Annotated in this window: 24 protein-coding genes and 1 pseudogene; 13 read left to right on the top strand and 12 right to left on the bottom strand. The window is 50.5% G+C overall.

Annotated elements, in window-relative coordinates:
- Position 1: 1 nt before the first annotated feature.
- Genes fliJ through OGV50_RS05575 form a run of 7 tightly spaced genes read right to left on the bottom strand, consistent with a single transcriptional unit; the run spans position 2 to position 6650 of the window.
- Positions 2-445: a flagellar export protein FliJ gene (gene fliJ, locus OGV50_RS05605; RefSeq protein WP_012133712.1), complete on the bottom strand. Its 444-nt coding sequence runs from the start codon at positions 443-445 to the stop codon at positions 2-4.
- 6 nt (positions 446-451) lie between these two features.
- A complete protein-coding gene (gene fliI / locus OGV50_RS05600; protein WP_058668664.1) occupies positions 452-1771 on the bottom strand; it encodes a flagellar protein export ATPase FliI in 1320 nt (439 codons plus the stop codon).
- A complete protein-coding gene (gene fliH / locus OGV50_RS05595; protein ID WP_101743924.1) occupies positions 1758-2516 on the bottom strand; it encodes a flagellar assembly protein FliH in 759 nt (252 codons plus the stop codon). The genes fliI and fliH overlap by 14 nt, the downstream gene beginning before the upstream one ends.
- Before the next feature lie 3 nt (positions 2517-2519).
- Positions 2520-3557 carry a flagellar motor switch protein FliG gene (locus tag OGV50_RS05590; protein WP_012133715.1) on the bottom strand — a complete coding sequence of 346 codons (1038 nt, stop codon included), beginning with the start codon at positions 3555-3557 and terminating at the stop codon, positions 2520-2522.
- Positions 3529-5220: a flagellar basal-body MS-ring/collar protein FliF gene (gene fliF, locus OGV50_RS05585; RefSeq protein ID WP_101743925.1), complete on the bottom strand. Its 1692-nt coding sequence runs from the start codon at positions 5218-5220 to the stop codon at positions 3529-3531. Before fliF ends, OGV50_RS05590 begins: the two co-directional genes overlap by 29 nt.
- A 10-nt stretch (positions 5221-5230) precedes the next feature.
- Positions 5231-5599, bottom strand: a complete 369-nt coding sequence (gene fliE, locus OGV50_RS05580; protein ID WP_104869033.1) for a flagellar hook-basal body complex protein FliE — start codon at positions 5597-5599, stop codon at positions 5231-5233.
- Positions 5600-5618: 19 nt separating this feature from the next.
- Positions 5619-6650 carry a sigma-54 interaction domain-containing protein gene (locus OGV50_RS05575; protein ID WP_049009539.1) on the bottom strand — a complete coding sequence of 344 codons (1032 nt, stop codon included), beginning with the start codon at positions 6648-6650 and terminating at the stop codon, positions 5619-5621.
- 510 nt (positions 6651-7160) lie between these two features.
- Here OGV50_RS05575 and OGV50_RS05570 point away from each other — a divergent pair.
- Genes OGV50_RS05570 through OGV50_RS05540 form a run of 7 tightly spaced genes read left to right on the top strand, consistent with a single transcriptional unit; the run spans position 7161 to position 13456 of the window.
- Positions 7161-8045 (top strand): FliM/FliN family flagellar motor switch protein, encoded by an 885-nt coding sequence (locus OGV50_RS05570; RefSeq protein WP_047458648.1) that lies wholly within the window; start codon positions 7161-7163, stop codon positions 8043-8045.
- Positions 8038-8436: a flagellar motor switch protein FliN gene (fliN, locus tag OGV50_RS05565; protein WP_012133720.1), complete on the top strand. Its 399-nt coding sequence runs from the start codon at positions 8038-8040 to the stop codon at positions 8434-8436. The genes OGV50_RS05570 and fliN overlap by 8 nt, the downstream gene beginning before the upstream one ends.
- Positions 8433-9185 (top strand): flagellar type III secretion system pore protein FliP, encoded by a 753-nt coding sequence (gene fliP, locus OGV50_RS05560; protein ID WP_101743928.1) that lies wholly within the window; start codon positions 8433-8435, stop codon positions 9183-9185. The genes fliN and fliP overlap by 4 nt, the downstream gene beginning before the upstream one ends.
- Positions 9186-9187: 2 nt before the next feature.
- Positions 9188-9460 (top strand): flagellar biosynthesis protein FliQ, encoded by a 273-nt coding sequence (gene fliQ, locus OGV50_RS05555; protein ID WP_012133722.1) that lies wholly within the window; start codon positions 9188-9190, stop codon positions 9458-9460.
- 6 nt (positions 9461-9466) lie between these two features.
- Positions 9467-10240, top strand: coding sequence for a flagellar biosynthetic protein FliR (fliR, locus tag OGV50_RS05550; RefSeq protein WP_049009537.1), 774 nt, complete (start codon positions 9467-9469; stop codon positions 10238-10240).
- Positions 10240-11373 (top strand): flagellar biosynthesis protein FlhB, encoded by a 1134-nt coding sequence (gene flhB, locus OGV50_RS05545; RefSeq protein ID WP_012133724.1) that lies wholly within the window; start codon positions 10240-10242, stop codon positions 11371-11373. Before fliR ends, flhB begins: the two co-directional genes overlap by 1 nt.
- Positions 11360-13456 (top strand): flagellar biosynthesis protein FlhA, encoded by a 2097-nt coding sequence (locus tag OGV50_RS05540; protein ID WP_047458653.1) that lies wholly within the window; start codon positions 11360-11362, stop codon positions 13454-13456. Before flhB ends, OGV50_RS05540 begins: the two co-directional genes overlap by 14 nt.
- A gap of 60 nt (positions 13457-13516) precedes the next feature.
- On the opposite strand, the gene OGV50_RS05535 is transcribed toward OGV50_RS05540, so the two are convergent.
- Positions 13517-14506: a lysozyme inhibitor LprI family protein gene (locus tag OGV50_RS05535; RefSeq protein ID WP_012133726.1), complete on the bottom strand. Its 990-nt coding sequence runs from the start codon at positions 14504-14506 to the stop codon at positions 13517-13519.
- Between the two features lie 168 nt (positions 14507-14674).
- Here OGV50_RS05535 and OGV50_RS05530 point away from each other — a divergent pair, with 168 nt between their 5' ends.
- Positions 14675-14932, top strand: coding sequence for a hypothetical protein (locus OGV50_RS05530; protein WP_024130634.1), 258 nt, complete (start codon positions 14675-14677; stop codon positions 14930-14932).
- A gap of 240 nt (positions 14933-15172) precedes the next feature.
- Here the strand turns inward: OGV50_RS05530 and OGV50_RS05525 are convergent, their stop codons facing one another.
- Positions 15173-16519, bottom strand: a complete 1347-nt coding sequence (locus tag OGV50_RS05525) for an EAL domain-containing protein (RefSeq protein ID WP_286488378.1) — start codon at positions 16517-16519, stop codon at positions 15173-15175.
- A 232-nt stretch (positions 16520-16751) separates the two neighbouring features.
- Positions 16752-17096 (bottom strand): anti-adapter protein IraM, encoded by a 345-nt coding sequence (locus OGV50_RS05520; protein WP_286488377.1) that lies wholly within the window; start codon positions 17094-17096, stop codon positions 16752-16754.
- A gap of 311 nt (positions 17097-17407) precedes the next feature.
- On the opposite strand from OGV50_RS05520, the gene OGV50_RS05515 reads away from it, so the two are divergent.
- Positions 17408-17938: a hypothetical protein gene (locus OGV50_RS05515; RefSeq protein WP_012133729.1), complete on the top strand. Its 531-nt coding sequence runs from the start codon at positions 17408-17410 to the stop codon at positions 17936-17938.
- A gap of 115 nt (positions 17939-18053) precedes the next feature.
- Here OGV50_RS05515 and cueP read toward each other — a convergent pair whose 3' ends face one another.
- The gene (gene cueP / locus OGV50_RS05510) at positions 18054-18602 is read right to left on the bottom strand and encodes a copper-binding periplasmic metallochaperone CueP (protein ID WP_012133730.1); all 549 of its coding nucleotides are present in this window, start codon (positions 18600-18602) and stop codon (positions 18054-18056) included.
- Between the two features lie 423 nt (positions 18603-19025).
- Between cueP and OGV50_RS05505 the strand changes: the two genes are divergently transcribed.
- On the top strand, positions 19026-19217 hold the full coding sequence (locus OGV50_RS05505) for a hypothetical protein (RefSeq protein ID WP_286488376.1): 192 nt from the start codon (positions 19026-19028) through the stop codon (positions 19215-19217).
- Between the two features lie 76 nt (positions 19218-19293).
- Here the strand turns inward: OGV50_RS05505 and OGV50_RS05500 are convergent, their stop codons facing one another.
- On the bottom strand, positions 19294-20049 hold the full coding sequence (locus OGV50_RS05500) for a helix-turn-helix domain-containing protein (protein WP_286488375.1): 756 nt from the start codon (positions 20047-20049) through the stop codon (positions 19294-19296).
- A gap of 106 nt (positions 20050-20155) precedes the next feature.
- Here OGV50_RS05500 and OGV50_RS05495 point away from each other — a divergent pair, with 106 nt between their 5' ends.
- The 3 genes and pseudogenes from OGV50_RS05495 to OGV50_RS05485 all read left to right on the top strand — a co-directional run.
- Positions 20156-20539, top strand: a complete 384-nt coding sequence (locus OGV50_RS05495) for a nuclear transport factor 2 family protein (RefSeq protein WP_286488400.1) — start codon at positions 20156-20158, stop codon at positions 20537-20539.
- Between the two features lie 774 nt (positions 20540-21313).
- A complete protein-coding gene (locus OGV50_RS05490; RefSeq protein ID WP_286488374.1) occupies positions 21314-21892 on the top strand; it encodes a fimbrial protein in 579 nt (192 codons plus the stop codon).
- A gap of 320 nt (positions 21893-22212) precedes the next feature.
- Positions 22213-22748: pseudogene (locus OGV50_RS05485) on the top strand (IS5-like element IS5B family transposase); the annotation flags it as partial.

The raw sequence follows: 22748 nt of genomic DNA, 5'->3' as shown, positions 1-22748 counted from the left end.
CTTATCGTTGACGAATCAGACGTTGTTGACGCAGCCAGCACTGGGCAGAGAGCGAATCGGTCATTTTCTGTTCCCGACGGTTGATTTCAGCCTGCCGGTCAGCGCGTTTAGCGTCGAGAACCAGCTCAATGCTTTTTTCCCGCTTCGCCTCCGCCAGCAGGTTGCCCTGAATTTTTTGCGCTTCCAGGTGCGCCAGCGCCTGCTCCTGTTTTTGCCAGTCGATAATGCGTTGAATGTTATGTTTATATTTCGACTGGTTAATCATCATGGCCGCACTGTTGGCGCTCTGGGACACCAGACCCGCAGCAAGTGACGTCAGCGTATCGATATTTTTCTCAAACCGTTGGCACAGCTGGTTTTGCGATGCCAGCTTCGTGCTTAAGTCTTCTACCGCGCGAGTGCGCAGCAGGTGAAGTTGCTCAAGCGTAGAAATCAGTTTGCTCATCGTGCATTACCCTGCCTGCGCCAGGGCGCACAGATCGCTGATTGTCGGCTCAAGCAGCGCGGCATCCTGGACTTCCTGTTGTAAGAATTGATTGATCGCGGGCGAAAGGCGTACCGCTCTGTCTGCCAGCGGATCGGCGCCTGCAACGTATCCCCCCAGCGGGATCAGCGGTTTAATACTTTGGTATTCGGCATACAGCTGTTTCAGCGTGCGGGCGGCGAGCTGGTGCTCACGCTCCGTCACCTGACTCATACAGCGGCTGATAGACTGGCCGACATCAATCGCCGGATAATGCCCGGCCTCGGCAAGGTGGCGCGAAAGCACGATATGCCCGTCAAGCACCGCGCGGGCGCAGTCCACAATCGGATCTTGCTGATCGTCCCCTTCCGCCAGCACCGTATAGATCGCGGTCATCGATCCCTCGCTTTCGCTGTTTCCGGCGCTTTCAACCAGCCGCGGGATCATCCCAAACGCCGACGGCGGATAGCCTTTGGTCGCAGGTGGTTCGCCAAGCGACAGGGCGATTTCGCGCTGCGCCATCGCGTAACGCGTGAGGGAATCCACCAGCAGCAGAACGTCTTTCCCTTTATCGCGGTAATAGCCGGCAATGGTGTGGCATAACTCGGTGGCTTTAATGCGCATCAGCGGCGATTCATCCGCTGGCGCGGCGACAATCACCGACTTCGCCAGCCCTTCAGCCTGCAAAGCATTTTCAATAAACTCTTTGACTTCACGGCCTCGCTCACCGATCAGTCCTACCACCACGACTTCCGCCCGGGTGTAACGCGTGATCATGCCGAGCAGAACGCTTTTACCGACGCCGCTGCCCGCCATCAGCCCGACGCGCTGGCCTTTACCAATAGTCAGCAAGCCGTTGATGGCGCGAACGCCAACGTCCAGCGGCGCATGAACAGGCTGACGCTTAAGCGGATGCACCTGCGGAAGCTGCTGTGCTAACAGCGTATCTCCGCCGAGCTTTCCTTTATTATCAAGAGGTTCGCCAAGACCGTTTACCACGCGTCCCAGCCACTGATCGCCGATCATAACCCCTTCAGTTTTGCCTGCGGGAAACACGCGGGCGCCAGCGATCAGGCCAGAGGGATGCTTGAAGGGCATCAGGTAGGTCACGTCACGATCAAAGCCAACCACCTGCGCATCCATCATCTCCTGATCGACGCTTTCAACGTGGCACATCTGCCCTACCGCCAGACGACAACCGACGCACTCCAGCAGAATGCCGTTGACCCTGACCAACCGCCCGGCGACGCGCGCCAGATCGATCTGCTCGATAGAGCGCAGCGCCTCTTCAAAATCAAGGCTGCTCATGCGGCGATTCCGGCAGCAAACTGTTTTTCAGTACATCTACGCACTGATCGAGACGGTGCTGACAGCCCACATCCATCTCCGTGGTATCGGTGATAACGCGGCACTCTCCCGGCTCCAGAGAAGGATCGGCAACCAGTCCCCACTCACGCGCTTTCTCCGGTTCGGCCTCGCTGATGCGCATAAATTCTTCGCTGTTTAGCTGAACACGTACCTGCTCCGGCTGATGCGGCAGGCTGGTCAACGCCTCTTCCACCAGCGCCAGTAGTTGCGTCGGGTGCAACGCCAGTTCACAGCGGATCACCTGGCGGGTCACTTTTTCCACCAGTTGCAGCAACTCTTCGCGGCGACGCTGCTCGTAACGCTCCAGGTAGTTCCGCACCTCTGCGGTCAGGCGCTCAAACGGGGCGGCGGCGTCCAGGAACTGTTGGCGCGCCTGCTGTTTACCTTCAATCAGCCCTTTGCGCATCCCTTCGTCAAAACCAAGACGAATACCTTCCTGGTAGCCCTCTTCCCGGCCTTCTTCCATCCCCTGGGCAAACCCCCGGTTCATCCCTTCCTGGAACCCCTCTTTTACCTGTAACTGGTAGTCGGCGGGGTCCAGCGTCGGTGCGGCGTCTTCATCAGCGACAACACCGGCAGGCATCCTGCGATTACGCAGGGGCGGGAAGCGGTATAAGCGCGGCTTAACCACCGCCTGGCGGCTGGCGGTCAGGGCATCCAGCGGTAAACTCCGTTTCTTGAACATGGTTTACTCCACCGTCTGCTCGGCAAACAGTTGCACCTGAATTTCACCTTCTTCAGCCAGCTGGCGCACAACCTGCATGATCTCTTTGCGCACCTGCTCTATACGGCTGATCGGCACTGGCCCCAGGCGGGTCGTGGTGCTTTGCAGCAGCGTGACCTGGCGTTTTGGCATCACGTTAAAGATGGCCTGACGCAGAACCGGCTCCGTCCCTTTCAGGGCTACCGCCCACTCTTCGATCGGGATTTCATCCATCAGACGCTGCAACGTCACCGGCGTCTGACGACTGAGAATGTAGAACTCGTACATCTCGTCTTTCAGATCTTCGACCACTTTCTCGTCGCGCTCGCGCAGTTGATCCAGCAGCTGTTGCTGATTGCTGGGGATACGGTTAACGATGTTGGCGGCATGTTTGAGGCCAATCACTTTTGAACCATGCTCGGAAAGCACCGCGACGCCGCGATCGATCAGTCTGTCCAGTTCGTCGATAACGTCACGGTTGATGTCGTCCAGACGCGCGACGCGATAGATAATTTCATCCTGCCGTTCTTGCGGCAGAACGCTTAACACGCTGGCGGCAATATCCGGTGGCAGGAAGGCGAGAAAAACGGCCTGGAGCTGGAGATGTTCCTGCTCAATCAATGCCGCCAGCTGTGGGATATCGACCCATTGCAGGCGTGCCATACGGTAGCGAATCTCATCGCCGTAGATACCGTTGATCACGCTGCGGGCAATCTCACCGCCCAACGCTTTTTCCAGAATGCTGCGCAGATACGTGCGTGAGGCACCGTTGATCCCGCTTTGTTCGCGGTAATCAGAGAAAAAATTGTTCATTGCCAGACGCGCCTGATGTACCTTCACATCATGGAGACGCGCCATCGTTTCGCTCAACAACATAACCTCTTCGCGGTTCAGCTTCTGCATCACCTGCGCGGCGGCCTCTTCGCCTACGCTCATCAGCAGGATCGCCGCCTGCTCCAGACGGCTGCGCCCGGCTGAGGCTGAGTGGTTTTTATCATTCCGGCTTACTGTTGCTTCGGTCATTGCTGTTGATCCATTGTTTCAATACTTCTGCTACGCGCTCGGTTTCGCTCTGGGCCAACAGCTGGAGGAATTCCACTTTGGCTTCCAGGCCGGAGCTTTGCGGCGGCAGCAGATCTTCATTATTGTTGAACGCCGCTTTCGACAGGCTGGCGAACTCGTCATCGTTCATCACCACCCCATTGTCAGGCGCTTCCAGCTCTTTCTTCGTCGCCTCGCCATCCAGGGTGATCGGGTCGCGACGTCCAAAGCGCTGTACCAGCGGGCGAACGCCAAACAGCAATGTCAGCAAGGCCAGCAGCCCAATTCCGCCATTCTGTCCCCAGTACTGCATGGAAGGGTCTTGCCACCATTTCAGGTCTGGCATGACATCGTCTGCCGGGGCCGTGAAGGTCAGAACATCCAGCGTTAAGGCATCGCCGCGCGCTTTTTCGATACCCGCAGCGCTTTCCACCAGGCGCGTCATCGACGTCAGTTGTTCCGGCGTAATTTTCGCCAGCGCAGGAGCGGCCTGGTTCAGCACCACCGCAACACTCAGTTTTTCCAGCTTGTAACCCGGGTGGCGGATATGGCGAATATCACGATCAAACGCGTACTTACGCTGTTCCTGGCTGCGGCTGGAAAGCGAGCGCGGGTCGGTGTTATTCGCGGCGTTTGCAGCGTTTTCAGCGGGCGGATTGCCCTCCGCCGGGTTGGCGGGAGCCTGCGGCGTCGGGTTGACCGGACGGTTACTCAGCGAGCCGGGAATGCCAAACGCCATTTCATTGGTGGTGTTTTCCTGGCTCAGTTGTTCATCGCTGACGCGCGGATCTTTACCCAGCCGTTCCTGAGTCTCTTCCACACGGCTTAAATCTACGGTCGGCGCGACGCTGATACGGAAGTTGCCCGGCCCCACTAACGACGTCAGCAGGCTGGTGATATTTTTCGTGGTATCCTCGCGAATGCGCTGCATGACGTCATCGCCCATGCGCTTGCTCGTCATGCCGCCATCCGGGCCTTCGATGCCGTCAGACAACAAATTACCGCTCTGATCGACCACCCGCACCGCGCCAGGTTGCATACCCGGTACGCTTCCGGCCACCAGTTGAATGACAGAAGCGACCTGCTGCTCATCCAGTTTTCTGCCATAGTGCAGTTGCACCATGACCGATGCGCTGCTGGTCGGCTTGTTGGTCAATACAAAGGAGCTGGACTCGTTAAGCCCAAGATGGACGCGCGCGTTTTCCACGGGGTCCAGCGCCATAATGCTCTTCGCCAGTTCCCCTTCCAGGCTGCGTTTGTAACGGACATTCTGAATAAACTGGCTGCTGCCGAGCATCTCTTCTTTGTCCATCAACTCGTAGCCATCGGGCGTCGCCGCGCTGATGCCTTTTGCCGCCAGCGCCATTCGCGCCTGCGGCAGTTTGCTTTCGCTCACCAGAATCTGGCCATTGTCCGGGTTAATGCGGTAAGCGATGTTTTCTGCCCCCAGAACGTCCACCACCTGTGACACCGGCAGATGTTCCTGCGAACCGTAGAGCGCGACATAACCCTGATTGCGGTTCCACAGCGACAGAATAATCGCGGCCGCCAGCACCACGCCGCCCACAATCGCCATGAGCTGGGGCTTATTCAGACCGGATGGCACCGACACGGAAGGGAGACGACTTTTAATCTTAGTAAGCACGGTTAAAACCTTAGAGCGGAATATTCATTACTTCGTCCAGTGCCGTGGTGAGCTTATTACGCACCTGCATCATGGCCGAAAAAGCCACGCTGGCTTTCTGACTTTCGATCATCGCACCGGCTAAGTCGTCGCTCAGCCCCATATCAATCGCTTTTTGCTTTGCGCCTGCGCTGTGTTGAATCGCATCGACGTTATCGATAGCGTTATTCAGCGCGCCCGCAAAGGAAATCGGTTCACTGACGCCAAACGCGTTGCTGGCGGGAGCGATAGTTAAAGAAGCGTCAACCGAACCGGCTGACGCTAATGAAGCGGTCTGCTGCATTCTGTCCAGCAACGCCTGGTGTGTCGTGTTGATGCCTGCGGCAGTAATCTTATCCATTCATCAATCCTTCCTGGCCTCAGGAATAACATTCAATATCAATACCCTCGTCGCGCATGGAGGCGAGACGATAACGTAGAGCGCGTGGGGTGATGCCTAAAAACTCTGCGGTTTTGGATTTGTTGCCTTTATGGCGTTTAAGCAGATCGATGATGTACTGGTATTCCGCCAGCCGTCCGTGCAGTTTGACATCGCGGATCGACGGGTTGCCCGTCTCCTGCTCGCGATAGGCAGGCATCATTTCGATAACCGCCGCTTCAGGCTGGGAAGCGCGAACGGCCAGGCCAAAGTCGGCGGCGTGAATCTCTTCGCCGTTGCACAAAATCATGCCGCGCTGAATCACATTCTCCAGTTCACGGACATTACCCGGCCAGTCGTATCTGAGCAGGACGGTACGCGCCTCATCGCTCAGACGCAGATCGCCTTTATGAAAAGCGCGGTATTTAGTGATAAAACGCTGGGCCAACGGCAGGATGTCCTGCCTGCGTTCACGCAGCGGCGTAATATGAATAGGCACGACGGAAATACGGTAGAAAAGATCCTGGCGGAAACGGCCTTCGGCAATTTCCTGCTGCAAATCTTTATTTGTAGAAGCGATCAGGCGAATATCCAACGGAATACGCTTATGGCTCCCCAGACGTTCAACTTCCTGCTCTTGCAATACGCGCAGTAATTTTGCCTGCAACGCCAACGGCATATCGCCAATCTCATCAAGCAGCAGCGTGCCGCCATTAGCCTGCTCAAATTTACCGGCAACGCTCGCAACAGCGCCGGTAAACGCGCCTTTCTCGTAACCAAATAAAATGGCTTCCAGCATACTCTCTGGAATAGCTGCACAGTTAACGCCGACATACGGGGCGTCACTGCCGCAGGCATTCTCGTGAATGTATTTGGCGATACACTCTTTCCCTGTTCCCGTTTCGCCCGTAATCAGTACTGATACATTATACTTAGCAACGCGACGCGCTAACGACATTACGCTAACGCTGGCAGGAGAAACGGCGATAAAGCCATTTCTATTACGATCTTCGCATTCAATGATAATACTCATTTAGGTGTACCAACAGAAAAAACAAAATAAGAAATATGCTGTTCAGCCATTATTCAAAGCATCTTTTAAAAACATCACAAACCCAGTTTGTTAATGGGTTTTTATAAGATGTTAATAAAAATAAACAGTTTTTTTAACTCATGAATCAGGCAACTTTCATAAAGTAAAGGCAGTATACGTAGCGAATAGGAATTGTCTTGTTTTTAATGGGTATTAAAATATTAATCTATAAAAATCAATAAATTAAAAAAGTTATTAATGAGAAAATTCCTAGAGAAATAATGGATTAATAACCCCTGGATGCTTGCAATAGCAGGGTTAAGATTGTCTAATCTACATCCTGACGTAATGTGTGAGAGTTTTCGACAGCGACGTTTCTTCTGTGTTGTTCAAGAGCGACACATAATTTTTAAAACTCAAATACCTCCAGGAAATTTTACGGTTCACGCTACACAACAACCAAAAAGTGGCGTTATTTTTCATCTAAACTTTTGGTAACCCGGAATAATCATGAACCCTGCATCACAGCGAGTCAGAATTCATCAGAGAAAGGATTTACCTTCTCTGGTAAAGCTCGACACCAGTAAACTCGGTCGGCCGTGGCACAAGTTACCCAAGTTGATGAATGACAGTTTTGACATACTTGATGCACGCCTGAGCATTTATTTTCTGAAGAAACTCCGTGTTAATGCCGCGTTGAAGTCGATGACCTTCGCAATCGACCAGCAATATAAGAATGCGCAGGTTTTTTCGACGCCTTACGGAAATGTCGCCTTTGTTATTGATCGCATCTTATTGCTGAACATCCTTCATGATTATTACGGTTTAAGTAAAGACAGCAGTCATGTTGCGCCAGATGAATCGTTGCGTGTGACAAAAACAGAAGAGCGCCTGAGAAGTAAACTGGGTCAGGAACTCACGCAACTGGTGATTTGCAAAGAAACCTTTGGCGAAAATCTCGATATTAAGGTCGATTATTCAACGGTCATTAGCCACTGGTCCTGGTGCATTACCTTTACCCTCGAAGGGTACGATCACGGCTCTTTTACCATTCTGCTCGATCACCACCATGTTGATCAGATGCTGGCGATACTCCGTTCGCCAGATGCGGCCGATAGCCGCGCCGTGAAAAGCGTGCCCCTGAGCCCTGCGCAGATAGAACGGTTGTTCGACAGTCTGCCGTTAAAACTGAGCGGGCGTCTGGCCAGCCTGAACCTGACCGTCGCCCAGATTTCCGATATTAAACCCGGGGATATCATCCCCATCGCCATTAACGAACCTTTACCGGTATTTATCGGCAAAGAACAGATTTTTGAGGCTGCTATCGTTGAAGATCGTAGCAAGCTGTTTTTGTGCGATATCTATGATAAGACAACCGAGAAGCAATATGAGTGATTTGCAACACGAGCTAAGCCAGTCTCTTGACCTGGATGACCTGAACCTTAGCGATATGACGCAGGAAGACACCGTCGAAGGGAATATCCGCCTGGATTTGCAGCCTGAAACGCGCAACACCGCGATGACGGATATCCGTAAAATGGCGCTGTTTAGCCGCATTCCCGTGACGCTGACGCTGGAAGTCGCTTCCGTAAATATCTCGCTTGCTGAATTAATGTCAGTCAACAGCGATTCGGTGGTCGAACTGGACAAGATGGCGGGCGAGCCGCTGGACATTAAAGTGAATGGCATTCTGTTTGGTAAAGCAGAAGTGGTGGTGCTCAACGATAAATACGGCCTGCGAATCATTGAATTCAACGCCAAAGAACTCGGTGAGCTCACGCGATGAACCGCTTGTTTAACAGAAGCGGCATCGCTCTGCTGCTCCTGAGTCTGCTTGTCGCACAACCGGCACTGGCTGCAAATGGCGACATTACCCTCTTTAGCACCGCCGCCAACGGCGCAGGTCAGGATTACAACGTTAAAATTGAGATCCTGATCCTGATGACTTTGCTTGGCTTATTGCCGATCATGGTGCTGATGATGACCTGTTTCACCCGCTTCATTATCGTTCTGGCGATTCTGCGCCAGGCGCTCGGGCTGCAACAAAGTCCACCCAATAAAATTCTTACCGGGATTGCGCTGGCGCTGACATTGCTGGTGATGCGCCCGGTCTGGACCACGATTTATACTGACGCCATTGACCCTTTTCAAAAAGATGAAATCACGCTGAAACAGGCGCTGGCGAAGGCGGAAGTGCCGCTGAAGAACTACATGCTGGCCCAGACGAACAATAAAGCGATGGCGCAAATGATGAGCATCGCCGGGATCGAGGGCGATGCGCGCGAGCAGGATCTCACGATCGTGACTCCGGCCTATCTGCTGAGCGAACTGAAAACCGCCTTCCAGATCGGCTTTATGATCTATATCCCCTTCCTGGTGATCGACCTGATTGTCGCCAGTATCCTGATGGCGATGGGGATGATGATGCTCTCGCCGCTGATTGTCTCGCTGCCCTTTAAGCTGATGCTGTTCGTCCTGTGCGATGGCTGGACATTGATCGTCGGTACGCTGGCCTCCAGCGTTCAGGGTCTTTAGCGATGATGAACATGGACACGGCAGGCGACATCATGGCGACCGGCATCCATCTGGTGCTGCTGATTTCCGCCGTCGCCATTATTCCCAGCCTGATTGTCGGGCTGTGCGTCAGTATTTTTCAGGCCACCACGCAAATTAACGAACAGACGCTGAGCTTTCTGCCGCGACTGGTCGTCACCCTGGGCGTGCTGATCTTCGCCGGTAAGTGGATGCTGACGCAACTGGTGGATTTTACGATCCAGATCTTTCACCAGGCGGCGGCGCTGGTCGGTTAAGCGGCGATGGGAATCGATATACAGGCGCTGTTCACGCCGCTGATGGCTCTGGTGCTACCCTTTTTCCGCATCCTGGCGTTTTTGCAGTTCGCACCCGTGCTGGACAACCGGGCTTTTTCCCGTCGCATTAAGATTGCCGCAGCGCTGGCGCTGTCGATCATTATCACCCCCATGCTGCCCAATAATGTTGTGCTCAGCGAACTGCTTTCGATGCGCACCGTCTTGCTGATCGGCGAGCAGCTCCTGTGGGGATTCCTGTTCGGCATGGCGCTCCAGCTCGTCTTTGTCACGCTGCAAACCGCCGGGCATATTCTGTCGATGAACATGGGGCTGGGGATGGCGATGATGAACGACCCGGTCAACGGCAGCTCCACTACGGTGATTTCGCAGATCATTTATGTTTTCTGCGCACTGCTCTTTTTCATCATGGATGGGCACCTGCTGCTGGTCACGATTCTGTTCAAAGGCTTTAGCTACTGGCCTATTGGTCAGGCGATTAACCAGCCAACGCTGACGCTGATTGTTCAGGGACTGGGCTGGATTATGGCATCCGCGACGCTTATCGCGCTGCCAACGACGTTCGTCATGCTGATTGTGCAGGGCGGATTTGGCCTGTTAAACCGCGTTTCACCGACGCTGAACCTTTTCTCGCTGGGTTTTCCGATCAGTATGCTGTTTGGGTTGCTCTGTATCTCGATGATGGTGACCAACATTCCTGATCACTATCTCAATCTCACCAATGAAATACTGGCGAAGCTCGACGCCATAAGGGTGCCGTAATGTCCTCCAGCGGCGACAAAAGCGAAAAACCCACCCCCGGAAAACTGCGCAAAGCGCGTGAAAAAGGCGACCTCCCGCGCTCAAAAGATCTGACGATGGCGGCGGGACTGCTGGCGTCGTTTTTCACCCTCGCCGCATTTCTGCCCTATTACCAGCAGTTAATCCGTGAATCGTTTGCCGCTGTCGGTGAAATGGCGGGCAGGCTCGACGATCCCACGGCGCTGAATCAGTTTATGCTGCTGAACGTCTGGGTTGTACTGCGCTTTATCGCAACGCTGATTCCGATTCCGCTGTGCTGCATAGTGGCAAGCCTGGTGCCTGGCGGCTGGATTTTTACCCCCACAAAACTGAAGCCGGATTTTAAAAAGCTCAGCCCCATTAGCGGCATCAAGCGGATGTTTTCCGCCAGCCACTACACGGAAGTCGGCAAGATGCTGCTCAAGTGCGGCATTATTCTTACCGTGTTGTACATGATGGTGCATGACTCCATGCACGCTCTGCTGCACCTGCAACAGCTTTATCTTCGTCAGGCGATCGGACAAGGGTTTGCCATTTTTCGTCACGTCTTCAGCTACTTCATCGCCGTTATCGTCATTTTCGCCCTGCTGGATGTACCGCTCAGTAAGTTCATGTTCACCAAAAAAATGCGCATGACCAAACAGGAAGTGAAAGAAGAGTATAAAAACAACGACGGTAATCCACAGATTAAAGGACGCATCCGCCAGCTTCAGCGTCAGATGGCGATGGGGCAAATCGCGCGAACCGTACCAACGGCAGACGTTATCATCACCAACCCGACGCATTACGCCGTTGCGCTGAAATATGATCCACAGCGTGCCGAAGCCCCTTACATCGTTGCTAAAGGAATCGACGATGTTGCGCTCTGGATCCGTGAAGTGGGCGCTAATCACAATATCGAGGTGGTGGAATTTCCGCCGCTGGCGCGGGCAGTTTATTACACCACCCGCGTTAACCAACAGATTCCCACGCAGCTTTTCCGCGCTATTGCCCACGTACTGACCTACGTCATGCAATTAAAATCCTGGCGCGAAGGCAACGTGGAACAAAAGCCCCGCCTGAACAGGCAAATCAACATTCCTCAAGAGGTACTGAAAGCCAATGGCGAACAGTAAATTGCGCAACGCGCTGAGCGTGCTCCGTCAGGGGCAAGTCGGCGTGCCTATTCTGCTTCTCTGCGTGCTGGCAATGGTTATTCTGCCGTTGTCGCCGCTGATGCTGGATATTCTGTTTACCTTTAATATCGTCCTGGCGGTCATCGTGCTGCTGGTATCGGTGAATATGCAGCGTCCGCTGGACTTTGCGATTTTCCCGACGCTGTTGCTGATCACGACGTTAATGCGTCTGACGCTGAACGTCGCCTCTACCCGCGTGGTGTTGCTGCACGGTCATGAAGGCGAAGGCGCGGCGGGTAAGGTCATTGAAGCCTTTGGTCAGGTGGTCATCGGCGGCGATTTCGTCGTCGGTTTCGTGGTGTTTATCATCCTGATGATCATCAACTTCGTGGTAGTCACCAAAGGGGCGGAACGTATTTCCGAGGTTTCCGCGCGCTTTACCCTGGATGCGCTGCCGGGCAAACAGATGGCTATCGACGCCGATCTGAACGCGGGTCTGATTAACCAGCAGCAGGCCCGAAACCGCCGACAGGAAGTATCGAAAGAAGCAGACTTCTACGGTGCGATGGACGGCGCGTCGAAGTTTGTTCGCGGTGACGCCATCGCCGGGATCATGGTGCTGATCATCAACGTGATCGGCGGTATCTGTATCGGTATTTTTAAATACGATCTCGATGCCAGCCACGCGTTCCGCCAGTACGTTCTGCTGACCATTGGTGACGGTCTGGTCGCCCAGATCCCGTCGCTGCTGCTGGCGACTGCCGCAGCGATTATCGTGACCCGCGTCAGCGAAGGCAATGACGTCAGCGATGAGATTAAAATCCAGCTTCTCTCTCGCCCGAAGGTGCTCTATACCGCCGCTTTCGTGATGTTTATTCTCGCGATTGTGCCGGGAATGCCGCACATTGCCTTCCTGAGCTTCACCGCCCTGCTGCTGTTTGCCGCCTGGCGGCAGAGCAAAGCGGTGCAGCCCGCCCAGGAAGAGACGGATATGGAGGCCATCACCGAAGCCATCGCGCCGGATGCGACGCCAGGCGTCTCCTGGGAAAGCATTCCATTGGTGGAGCCCATTGGCCTGAATCTCGGCTATAAACTGGTCACGCTGGTGGATGAGTCGAAGGGCAGTCCGTTGTCACAACGTATACGCGGCGTTCGCCAGGTCATTTCCGAGCACTGCGGCGTACTGCTGCCGGAGATCCGCATCCGGGAAAACTTCCGCCTGAAACCGGCGCAATACGCGATTCATATCAACGGCATTCGTACCGCGATCGGCGAAGTCCAGGCTGAAAAACTGATGGCGATTCCCGGCACTGAATTGTACGGGGAGATCAACGGCATACTGGATACCGACCCCGCTTACGGCATGGCAATTGTCTGGATCGACCCGGAACAAAAGGCGAAAGCGCTGAATCTTGGTTATCAGGTGGTTGACTGCGCGAGCGTGGTGGCGACGCACGTCAACAAGGTCGCCCGCGAACATCTGCCAGATCTGTTTAACTATGACGATATTACCCACCTGCATGCGCGCCTGGCGCTCCAGGCGCCAAAGCTGGCGGAGGATTTAAATGCCGCGTTTAGCTACAGTCTGCTGCTGCGCATTTATCGCCAGTTATTGCTGGAGCAGATTTCACTGAAGGATATCGTCACCATCGCGTCCACATTGCTGGAAAGCGTCACCGTGACGAAAGATCCCGTTCTGCTGACCTCCGACGTGCGCTATGCTCTGCGCCGCGCCATCGTTCACACCATTAACGGCGATCGTCAACAACTCGCGGCCTACACCATCGACAGCCAGCTGGAGAATATGCTGCTGGGCGCGCTCAACCAGGCGCAGCAGGCCGGAAAAGTGGCGCTGGATAGCTTCCCTGTCGATCCGAACATTCTGACCCAGTTGCAGACGACAATGCCGATGATTTACGAGCAGATGAAGGCGAAAGGGCTGCCGCCGCTGCTGCTGGTAACGCCGCAGCTACGTCCAGTGATCTCCCGCTATGGCCGGCTGTTCGCCAGCGGGCTGCATATTCTTTCTTATAATGAAGTACCGGATGACGCGGATCTGAACGTCGTAGGGACGCTGGCATAACCGGCAGGAGATCGACAAAGGAGATCGCGATGACGATCTCCTTTCCCATAACGACAGGTTTTATTGATCCAGGTAACGCAGTTTCCAGCCAGCGAGCGTACGCGGCATTTTCTTGATATCGTTACCTCTGGTGCTGAAGTAGTACAACTGCATTTTTCCGGCGCTGTCGCGTTCTACCCTCGCCGCCCAGATATTGCTTTGCGTGTACATAATAATGGCCGTATGGTTGTTCGCCGCGCCACGCACCCACATAGAGACGACCGTTGCGCCGATGTTATCTATATCATCCTGATAAATGTAAACGTTGGCGGTATCCACAAACTTCTGGTAATCATCCCCCACCAGCGCGCGGAAGCGCTCATCCATTTTGGGGTCGGAGAAAATTCCCAGCGAGTACAGCGTCGCCTTCGGGCGAGGATCGTGATCCGAGCGCAGATAACGCCCATCAATAAATGCCCCCGTCGGCATCGAAATCCGGCATCCCCAGTCCGCGTTGCTGTAGACCTGAAGCGCGCCGCTTTTACGGGGGATAAACAGCAGTTTGCAATTACTGGTATCGGCAATACGTTCGACCAGCGCCATGCCGTACAGTTTTCGGGCTTCAGCCGTAAACTCATCTTTATTTAATCCCGACCAGACACGAATATCCGTCGTGACTGACCATTCCGCGCTCCGGCTGAACTGGATCATTCCGCCACTTAAATTGGACACACTGGTGTTCCACCACAGCCCTTCCCAGTCAAAATCCGGGGCAACGTCTGAAATAGAACTGATGCCCTGATAGTAGGCACGCTCAATGCAGCTGTCGGAGGTACACGCCTGTAGCGACTTTTCCCATTCCTGGTACTTCTTGTGAACCTGTTGAGAAGGGTTTCTGACCAACATCGTGTGATAGATAACCGTCATTGTGCTGTCCAGCCAATGAAGATTGTCGTTGTTACAAATGGTGTTTTCTAAAGGCATAGAAGCACGCTGACAGTTAACCGCATAAGCGCTGGCAGCGGAGAATGACACAAGGAGTATCAGACAGTTAATCAGGCGACCAATCATTATGAATAATCTTTAACCAATACAGGGGCTTATTTTGGCTAAATTATGTTTTATTTGCAATAAGTCACAAGATTTTATTCACATTATGAATAATCACCTCCCTGATTTAAGTTGTTGCCGGTAAATGCCGCTTGATAACAATATGTGTTCCTCATGGATTGTTAGGTTATGAAGATAGACAGTAGTAATTACATGCTTTCGACACTCTCCTCAGGTTCGTCACAAAACGATGCCAGTCGCAAACCTCTCGGCATCACGCGTAACAGCGGGCAGGCCAGTCCACAAAGCGGCTACTGGCAATTGTCCAGCACCGCGGTATCGGCTGTAGTGAACCTAAAAAAAGGGGAAATGATGCCTTATTATCAGGGCTCACCCGTGCAATGGCAGTTAATTCAGTATGATTTAGGTAAAGAGACGCCAGTCTGAATCATCGCTATACAGCATAATTATTATGAGCGGTAATCTGTCACGCACTTGAGATAGCTTATCGTTCATATCACGCCCCCTCCCCCGCGCAGAGTCCTTCAGGATATAATTCCTATAATCAGTATGTTACGTGACAACCTGATAACCTCTGATAAAGCGGATAAAATTCGCGAATGAAAGTGGCCGGGAGAAGAAATAGCCCTGGAAGAAATCAACATTTTTAGATCGAAGATAATCAACCTAGTACTTATGCTCCACCCCTTCCGCAGTCGTTTGAATACGCATTCTTTGTGCCATCTCGACCACACAATCAACAAGCGGCGTATTTTTCCCTTCCGAAATCAGATTAATAAACATGCGACCTATTTTAATATTCTCTGGCCGCAGGCCAGTGATATAAGACAGGTTAGAAAATCCCGTGCCAAAGTCATCCAGCGACAGCCCGACATTATGAATCTTCATATAATCAATTTTATTGGAGATATCATCATTCACTTCGATCTCTCCACGCTCGGTGATTTCAAAAACAAGTTGCAGGTTCTGTTCGCGAAACACACCTGAATACGTCCCGATGAATGAATAAAAAGAGTCCTTCACCAGATGAGCATGGCTGATGTTCAGGTTAAATTTAAAACCCGGTTTAAATACCGTGACCGAGCGTTGAATATCGATAACCACCAGATCCAGTAATCCTTTCGTCAGGTCGGCAATCAACCCGGCACGTTCTGCCACCGGGATAAAGATATCGGGAGAAACAGAACCCGCTTCACAATGTTGCCAGCGGGCCAGAACTTCCGCGCCAATCACGCGGTTTGTTTTGGCGCATACAATCGGCTGGTAGTAAGGCTGGATTTCATTTCTTCTGATGGCCACCGCAAGGTGATGAGGTAATGATGCCCGATGCGATAACAGTAACCAGAGCAATATGGATGATACGAGCGCACTGGCGATAATCATCGCAATATAGCGCCATGAGTGGGCGATCACGACCAGCGCATCCCCCAGTTCGGTTTTTCGCCAGGCAATCGTATAAAGTTTGTTATAACTTTCCGCTTTTATATAGTGTGAAAAATGCGACTCCTGCAAACTCCCCGGTTTAACGCCAGAGGCGGTTAAAATTTTATCGTTCATGCGTAAAACAATACGATCGCTGAACGCCATATTTTTGATGCGCTCAACAATAATGCGCACATCAGAAGCCGCAAATATTCTTCCCGCCGGATAAGAAACATAAAGCATCATGATGAAATCATGCGGAGAGGTGATCACCCGATCAACCCTTATGCCCTGCTGTAAAGAGAGAGCAGGACTCAGGGTGTACCCTTTGTTGTAGAGTAGCGAGGAACAATAAATCGTATTGCCCTGCGTAAAGTTAAGCGACTGAAGATGCGGGTAGCGTGTGGGGATAATATTGAGCTTTTTTTCCAGTGTCGTATTACAGGGCTGACCCAGTAACGGTTGCGCCTGCGCAATCGCCAGTCGGGCATCGCCTAATACTTTATCGACGACAAAAGCCAGACTTTTGACCTCAGATTGCAGCAGCGCCTGCTTACTTTGCTGTACGCTCGTTAACTCCAGCCACAGCACACTGGCAAATACCAGAAAAAACAGAAAGACAGAAGCTGTAAGGATTCTTTTATCTGATTTTGTTATAAACCTTAAAGACATATCAGGTCGCTTCTTTTCTACTCAGGGCACTCTGTATTCAGGCGACACAAAACCGGCCCGTCTTAAATGACAGCAATAAAAAGGATGGATACCCAATTTGCATGTAACGACGACGTTCTGCGATGCCAGAATAGTCACGCCATAAATTATTTTATCCGGTGACAGTCCTCGCGCCATACGGACAAAGCGTGAATACGCACCGCTGCTGTCGCACACAGTGATTGATGGTAACAACGCCATTTCCCGGGCAGTCAATTCGGTTATGAAAAGAGGCCCATAACGCATTGCTGTAGGGGAAAACGTGCAGGATTTTGATGTTTCTTTTTTTCCCGTTCGCCAGGACGCCTGAATCCTCCGGGGAGATAACGGAACCTGTGCGTAAAAAATAATCGCCCTTATACCACAGAATGAACTTAAGATTTTCCGCTCCGCTGGTCAGCGCAAAGGCGGTTCCCGTTGTCGGGCACACCAGGTTATTTTCGACGCTCCACTCCATAACAAACTCCTTTTGTTGTATGTTCGTCCATTAACGCCCTAAGAGAATTACTAATACTCTGCCTCATGTCTAACAGAAATAAGAAAAATCAAAAACCTTACGCTTGAACAGAAAACAAATACTTTATTTACACATTGACAAGGCGATCTGATTTGACTTAATGAAACATATCAGCTAACTCTGCATCTATTTTTTAAAATATCAACAGAATTTATAGCAATCACACAACATAAGATTTAAGTACGGGCCGGATTGTGTCGCAATGGTACTCAGGCAATTTGAGCAAAATAACAAATGAAGGAGTCTGATGTATGGACATAATATTTATTATCTCCTTAATCATAATTGGCTGCATCCTGGCACTGTCTGGAGGATGGATACTCATTCTGAAAGCCGAAGCTAAAATAGAACAAAAAATAATGGATGGGCTGGAACTCAAAAGGAAAGAGGATCAGAATAATAAAATTCTGCAAAAATATGAGGAACTGTTAGCAATGGAAATCGAATGGCATACGTATCGAATATCCACCATTGAGTTTTTCATTACAAAAGTGAAGAGTAAAAGCGCCACGGAAACGCCGATAACACAACCGACAATAAGCGGCGACAGCAAACTTTACTCCAAAATAAAAGCATTAATATCTATTTACTTCCCGCATCTACAGGATGATTATAATACGCTGTGTAAAGTTTCAAACTGCTCTATCTATTTTGACTTTATCTACGGCAGATGTACCAGCAGCAATAAAGTCATTACCACACTAACAGAAAAGCGAGCACAATTTAAATCGCTGTCTACGGAATTTCAAAACAAAATCCGAAAAGAAGTCACCATTACATGATACGTGATTCGCACCCGATGCGGGGCTGAGTCACCGGCAAGGGAATCGCCCTGAAGATAGAGACTGGCGAAGAATGCAGCACATCGTCAGTCATCTCTTCAGGCTGTTTATCTCTTTACGAGGCAGCGCGTAATTGCAGGTCGGTCAGGCAAGTCTGACTGTCATTCGCGGTTTTAAACGAATAAGCCGCTTTTTTCCCCTCATGACTGATTTCAATCATCCCCTCAGTGTTACGCGGCAGCCATAACCCGATAAAGCCATTCTGATAACTTTTCATTTTCTTATGTATCAACACCGTACCGTTCCGATCTGTCACGTTCACATCAAACCAGGTGTCCGGCATTTCTCCCTGGCAACCTGAAAGACTGTGGTTAAAACAGGGATGGGTTTGATATTCATAAGGCGCCAGCGAGAGATAAAATTTCTCACCCAGCGGAAAGGTGTACGTTTCGCCATTCGCCGACAGTTTCAGATCCGTGCTGGTCACAGAAGCGGTATACGGTAAAGGACGCGCCTGAGGGTTTTGATCGATAGCATCCACCATTTGCTCAACCGATTTTCCCGCCAGCCCGCGTTCAGCCAAAAACGCCGTTTCCTGCGTCGATGCCATTGAGATATTACTTAGTGCAATAAATAATAATAAAGACTGAATGATTTTCGGCATAATTATTATCCTTGTACGAATTGTGTTTCACAATTATACGTCTTTTCAGGAAGAAGAAGACAGGCGCACATCAGGTAAAGTTTAGAAAAGATCTGTATGAGCGTGCTAAATAAGCAAAAAAATGAAAGACATGCAGTCTAATAAAAAAGAGTTCAAGTGACCATATCACAATTATGAACTTTTCCCTGTAAAATATATGTTATATAAACAACTAACTGATAACATGTCAACACTGATAAAAGCGTAATACATCAATGTAAACAGAACACGCCTGAGTCCAGAGTCTCATTTATTCTCTCCGGTACATTGTCCTTGCATCTTAAATCCAATGAGAAAAAATAATAATCTTGACAAGATAATTACACAGCATAAATATGAGCAACAAGAAATAAAGGCATAACCTTATAAGCATAAGGAATATTTATGAAAAGGGAACTGTTAAACATAAAAAAAACAGGAAGAAATAAAACAGATCACGACCTTAACTTAAAAATTAATGTCTTTAAAACGTTGCGACAAGAAAATGTCCTGATGAAGGATTATATTAATCTGCTGGAAAACAGAATTATTTTTCTGGAAGGCGTCATTCTGGAGAAAACGAAGAACAAATCATAAGATTCTATTATACAGGCAGGGATGTCTGACTCCGTGTGCCTTGTCGCATAAGTGACTCTATTTATGCGACCTTTTTTTAAACCACATTCGTACCATGACCGAAACGCAGATAGAACTGCCCTGGCGTCATTCCCATAAAACGCCTGAACACGGCAATAAATGCACTCACATTCTCATAACCCGCTAATTGCGCGACAAGGCTGACAGGCTCTCCGCGCAGTAAATATTCCAGCGACAAAATGACTTTCGCTTTTTGCTTCCACTGACCGAATGTTAATCCCGTCTGCTGTATAAAAAGGCGGCTCAACGTCCTGACGCTCAGCCCGGCCTGTTTCGCCAGCTCTGCCTGACTCAGCGTACAGGCCCTGTCGGCCAGTATTTTTTGCGCAATCTGTCTGACCCTTCTGTCGTCGGGAAGGATCAATTGTGAAGAGAGCGCATCAGCATAGCGAATCTCATCGACCATAACCTGCAACAGGTGGGCCAGCCGCTCTGAAGGCTCTCCGATGGTTCCCTCCCCACAAATTTTCTCAAGCAACAGCAGTAAAAAAGGCGACGCTGCCCGAATGCACGGCGAGGAGGGAAAGACCCCGCAAAATTCCGCGCTGAAGTGCAGACTGGCGCCATATGCACTCACCGGCATCCACGCGCAATGGGGTAACGACGGCGGAATCCACCCTACCGAACCGGGCGTCAACGCCCACTGCCCTTGCTCCGTTTCGACCATCACCATGCCACGCGTGATCCAGTACAACTGCCCGCCAGGGTGATGGTGCCACTGAGTCGTATGCTTAGAGGAGTGATGTAAAGGTTGAATACTTTCTATCATCATGGCCGATTTAACGTATTTATTGTCTTACTACGGTTACTTTGCCGCTTCAGTCTGAGGGTAATCTTCCCTGTACGCAATCACGATGAGGAAGAGAACATTGGAAAATATGATGCAACGCATTGCTCAGGCGCTTGATGCCGTTATTTCCCGGCCCGGGCACGATGAACACACTATCGAATTATTTTTCACGCCCGATTATCGCCAGACGGTAAATGGCATCGACCTTGATTACGATAACTTCGTCACGCACATGGCAAAACTAAAACAGGTTACTCGTACCATGAAGGTGAACATTCTGGTCATCGCTCAGCAGGGCAATCACGTTCTGACCCATCACCTGGTGACCGTCATCAAAACGAACGGCGAACAGGCACAAACCGAAGTCTTTGCCTGTTTCACATTAGAAAATGGCCGTATTGCTGCCTGTCAGGAATTAACCCGGTTAATCAGCGGCGCCGAAGAAGATAAAATGCTGGGAAGTCTGCGGTGATCGGGAGCGAATTAAGGGACAGATAAAGGCCGGAATGCAACGACAGAACGCAGCCCCGCCTATAAAAATACGGAGTTTGCGGTATATAACAGTCCCCATATGGCAAAGCCGTACACTCTGCTCCCCTGCCATTGCGCTATTTAGTTAGCGTCAGTGCGTACCTGCAAGAATAAGGCAGCAATCCCCCTCTGCTCTCCTTTTTATTAAAACGCCATTTTATATTGCATGCCTGGGCGTTTTTATCCCTTTTGCTCATCCTCTTCACCCACTTTCATTTTAATAAATCTTATTAATTAAAATAATTCACCCCGAACAATGAAACAAAAACAAAACAAATAAAGAACATTTAACTACTTTTCTTTATAAATATAACATTAGCGCGCAAAATATTCTCTTTTTTTGTCGTTACCTGATTGTGTAAATCAATATTACTGAATGTAAGCATCAGATTTTTTCCATTTTACCTTTCGTTTTATAAGAATTTTAAAATTTAAAGTTACATCTCAGTTACACGATCAGTGCCATATGCTGATAAACAAGAAAAAAAACCAAAACAGCAGACTAATACACTTAATTTAAGTAAATTCTTAAACTGATATTTTAAGATTGTGTTACATCAATTAGGATCATCACCTAACCTGATGGAAATAATGATGCAGGCTCCATTTTTCCGTTTTCAGGGATTTTACGGATGTAGACAGCAAGACCAGGACGGTTTTGTGACATGAAATGTTCGTCCCCAGGACGGGAGCAAACATACTGGAGTTAATATCAATGAAAAAGCTCGCTATCTCTTCTTTCGTTATCGCGTCATCCTTCGCAGCCTTTAATGTCAGCGCTGCAACCGAGGCTTCTGGCGGTACTATCACCTTTACCGGCCAGGTTACTGATACAACCTGTACAATTAACGGCGGAAACTCTGCTGACCTGACGATTCCATTAGATCCCATCGCCGTTAGCGATGCATCTGCCGCAGGTCTGATCCAGAAAAACCGTAAACAATTTACTCTGGAATTTACCGGCTGTACTTCTGCTTCCCTGGGGCAGGACGATGGCGCGGGAAATAAAAATACCCTGAATCTGATCCTGAGTTCAGACAGTATTTCTAACGATGGTCTGTATCTGAACAACACACAGTTGAGAACCGACGGCACGAAGAAAAACGTGGGTATCGCACTCAGCACGCTGGCCAATAGCCAGACGCCGCTGAACCTGCATACTAACCTTGATACGAATGTTGAAGGTGATAGCGCCACTGTCGATCTGTATGCGAACTACTATAAAGTCGGTTCAGACGCTGCCGATACCGGTGCCGTTAACACCATGCTGACTTATACCGTCGCGTATTTATAAGCAACGGGTTAATTTACTCATATAAATAAAGAGCCTGATCCGTCATTATTGACTTATTGTATTAGCGAATTATTTTCACCTTCTGGTGAGGTATTCTTATACCTGCAATTCAGGAGGAAAGAGAGAAAATAAACGCGACCAGGTATATTGATTAGATTAGGCTCTCTTTTTTCAGGTTAATATGAAACGTTCTCTCATTTTTCTAACGCTTATTGCCTTCAGCTTTAGCAGTCTGGCGAATGTTATTATTAGGGAAGGTGCGAACAAGTCCCTGATATGAGATCATGTTTGTCATCTGGAGCCATGGAACAGGGTTCATCATGAGTCATCAACTTACCTTCGCCGACAGTGAATTCAGCAGTAAGCGCCGTCAGACCAGAAAAGAGATTTTCTTGTCCCGCATGGAGCAGATTCTGCCATGGCAAAACATGGTGGAAGTCATCGAGCCGTTTTACCCCAAGGCTGGTAATGGCCGGCGACCTTATCCGCTGGAAACCATGCTACGCATTCACTGCATGCAGCATTGGTACAACCTGAGCGATGGCGCGATGGAAGATGCTCTGTACGAAATCGCCTCCATGCGTCTGTTTGCCCGGTTATCCCTGGATAGCGCCTTGCCGGACCGCACCACCATCATGAATTTCCGCCACCTGCTGGAGCAGCATCAACTGGCCCGCCAATTGTTCAAGACCATCAATCGCTGGCTGGCCGAAGCAGGCGTCATGATGACTCAAGGCACCTTGGTCGATGCCACCATCATTGAGGCACCCAGCTCGACCAAGAACAAAGAGCAGCAACGCGATCCGGAGATGCATCAGACCAAGAAAGGCAATCAGTGGCACTTTGGCATGAAGGC

The organism is Citrobacter sp. CK180 (assembly GCF_030333655.1).
Classification (GTDB): domain Bacteria; phylum Pseudomonadota; class Gammaproteobacteria; order Enterobacterales; family Enterobacteriaceae; genus Citrobacter_B; species Citrobacter_B koseri.
This window is presented reverse-complemented; position numbering and strand designations above follow the sequence as displayed.